This window comes from Kitasatospora sp. NPDC004799 (genome assembly GCF_040609095.1).
Classification (GTDB): Bacteria; Actinomycetota; Actinomycetes; order Streptomycetales; family Streptomycetaceae; genus Kitasatospora.
This window is the reverse complement of record NZ_JBEXJK010000657.1, coordinates 1-2733: the sequence shown is the minus strand read 5'-3', so window position 1 is coordinate 2733 and position 2733 is coordinate 1. Positions and strand designations below refer to the sequence as shown.

General features: G+C 67.3%; 1 protein-coding gene and 2 pseudogenes. 2 read left to right on the top strand and 1 reads right to left on the bottom strand.

The genetic code is table 11. From position 1 onward, the window contains the following. Positions 1 to 357: pseudogene (locus ABZW03_RS39550) on the bottom strand (hypothetical protein); the annotation flags it as partial. A 342-nt stretch (positions 358 to 699) separates the two neighbouring features. On the opposite strand from ABZW03_RS39550, the gene nrdR reads away from it, so the two are divergent. Next, a complete protein-coding gene (nrdR, locus tag ABZW03_RS39545; protein ID WP_355269526.1) occupies positions 700 to 1200 on the top strand; it encodes a transcriptional regulator NrdR in 501 nt (166 codons plus the stop codon). Between the two features lie 206 nt (positions 1201 to 1406). Further along, positions 1407 to 2733, top strand: a pseudogene (locus tag ABZW03_RS39540) (vitamin B12-dependent ribonucleotide reductase); the annotation flags it as partial.

The following is a 2733-nucleotide window of genomic DNA, read 5'->3' as shown; positions in this document are numbered from 1 at the left end:
GACGGCCTGGCCGATCTCGCGCATGGACGGCGGGTAGCCGCGGCGCTGGACGGAATCCCGGATGACCTCGATCACCCGGCGCTGGCGCTCGGTGAGGCCGGCCTCGTCGGTGCGGATGCCGGGGGGGCGACCGGGCATCGCGCGGCCGGGCGAGGGGTGGGCGTCGTCCACGGCGGCGGAGTGTTCGATCGGCTGGTCGGGAACGCGGGGCGCCCCGGAAAGGGCCGCGCCGGGGAGACGGTGGTCTTCGCTACGGTCCATGCTGATGTCCAGACCCTGCTGATTCGTGGTGCGCTGCCCCACCTTGAACTGGGAGTGTTCCTGCACCGGGATGGTGTTGCTTTCGATCGTGTTCACGGCGGCCCCTCTCGACGGCTGTCCTCTCCCTTTTCCAGCCCAACGCGCCTCCTATCGAAAGGTTGCGCCAAACACACGTTCGAGTGAATTATTCGGGAGTTGACTGACTCGATCAAGGCTTTGTTGTACATCGAGTAAATGTTCGAGTGAAACCCGACTCCGGCAGTCTAATCGGCGCCGACACGCCAAGGCGCTCACCTCCCCCCAGGGCCTAGATGTAGTGGCTACAGTCCTCTCCGTGCCCAGTACTAGTGGTCGCCCCGCATGATCAGCTTGCCGAGGCCGGGGGCGCATCGCATAGACTCAACCGGTCCGAACGTTCTGCCAGGGAGGGATCCCGAGGTGCACTGCCCCTTCTGCCGGCACTCCGACAGCCGTGTTGTCGACAGCCGGACCACCGAGGACGGCAGCTGCATCCGCCGTCGTCGGCAGTGCCCGGACTGCGGCCGCCGCTTCACCACGGTGGAGACGGCCGCGCTGATGGTCATCAAGCGCAGCGGCGTCACCGAGCCGTTCTCCCGGCAGAAGGTCATCACCGGCGTCCGCAAGGCCTGCCAGGGCCGCCCGGTCACCGAGGACGCGCTGGCCCAGCTCGGCCAGCGGGTCGAGGAGTGCGTGCGCGCCAGCGGCAACGTCGAGCTGACCACCCACGACGTGGGGCTGGCCATACTCGGTCCGCTCAAGGAGCTCGACGTGGTCGCGTACCTGCGCTTCGCCTCCGTGTACCAGGCGTACGACGGACTGGAAGACTTCGAGGCCGCCATCGCGGAACTCCGCGCCGAACGGCCCCGCACCCCCGAGGCGGACGACACCTGCGTGTCCGTCTCCGCCGCCGCGCCCTAGGGGCACCGGCACCGGGCCCCGGGTGGGCCCCTCCGCGCCATCACGGCCCCACGGGGCCCACGCGTGCCCGGAAATCGGGCACAGAACACTACAAACCGTGCGTAAGCAGGCAAGGTCTCCGCCTGCCCGCACACCGGAAGAACGAACCAGCAGTGCCCGGACTTTTCGGGGCACTTCGGGCGTTTGCCCAGGAGGAGGAGCGAGAAGTGACAGACACCACGAGCGGTTCCGCACGCGGGTCGAAGTCCGAGAAGGCCGCGGCCAAGGGCGCCAAGGCCCCGAAGGGCGGTCTCCGGATGGAGCGCATCTACACCACTCCTGGCGTGCACCCGTACGACGAGGTCCGCTGGGAGCGGCGCGACGTCGTCATGACCAACTGGCGCGACGGCTCGATCAACTTCGAGCAGCGCGGAGTGGAGTTCCCCGACTTCTGGTCGGTCAACGCCGTCAACATCGTCACGTCCAAGTACTTCCGCGGCGCCGTCGGCACCCCGCAGCGCGAGTGGAGCCTGAAGCAGATCATCGACCGCGTGGTGCTCACCTACCGCGCCGCCGGCGAGAAGAACGGCTACTTCGCCTCCAAGGACGACGCCGAGATCTTCGAGCACGAGCTGACCCACGCCCTCCTCCACCAGGTGTTCAGCTTCAACTCGCCGGTCTGGTTCAACGTCGGCACCAAGCAGCCCCAGCAGGTCAGCGCCTGCTTCATCCTGTCCGTCGACGACTCCATGGAGTCGATCCTCGACTGGTACAAGGAAGAGGGCATGATCTTCAAGGGCGGCTCCGGCGCCGGCCTCAACCTCTCCCGGATCCGCTCCTCCAAGGAGCTGCTGTCCTCCGGCGGCAACGCCTCCGGCCCGGTCTCCTTCATGCGCGGCGCCGACGCCTCGGCCGGCACCATCAAGTCCGGTGGCGCCACCCGCCGCGCGGCCAAGATGGTCGTGCTCGACGTGGACCACCCGGACGTCGAGGCCTTCATCGAGACCAAGGTGAAGGAGGAGGAGAAGATCCGCGCCCTGCGCGACGCGGGCTTCGACATGGACCTCGGCGGGGACGACATCACCTCCGTCCAGTACCAGAACGCCAACAACTCGGTCCGCGTCAACGACGAATTCATGACCGCGGTCGAGAACGGCACCGAATTCGGCCTGCGCGCCCGGATGACCGGCGAGGTCATCGAGACCGTCGACGCGAAGAAGCTGTTCCGCAAGATGGCCGAGGCCGCCTGGGCCTGCGCCGACCCCGGGATCCAGTACGACTCCACCATCAACCACTGGCACACCTGCCCGGAGTCCGGCCGCATCAACGCGTCCAACCCCTGCTCCGAGTACATGCACCTGGACAACTCCAGCTGCAACCTCGCCTCGCTGAACCTGATGAAGTTCCTGCGCGACGACGACTCGTTCGACGCCGCCACCTTCGCCAAGGTCGTCGAGCTGGTCATCACCGCGATGGACATCTCCATCTGCTTCGCGGACTTCCCCACCGAGAAGATCGGCGAGACCACCCGCGCCTACCGCCAGCTGGGCATCG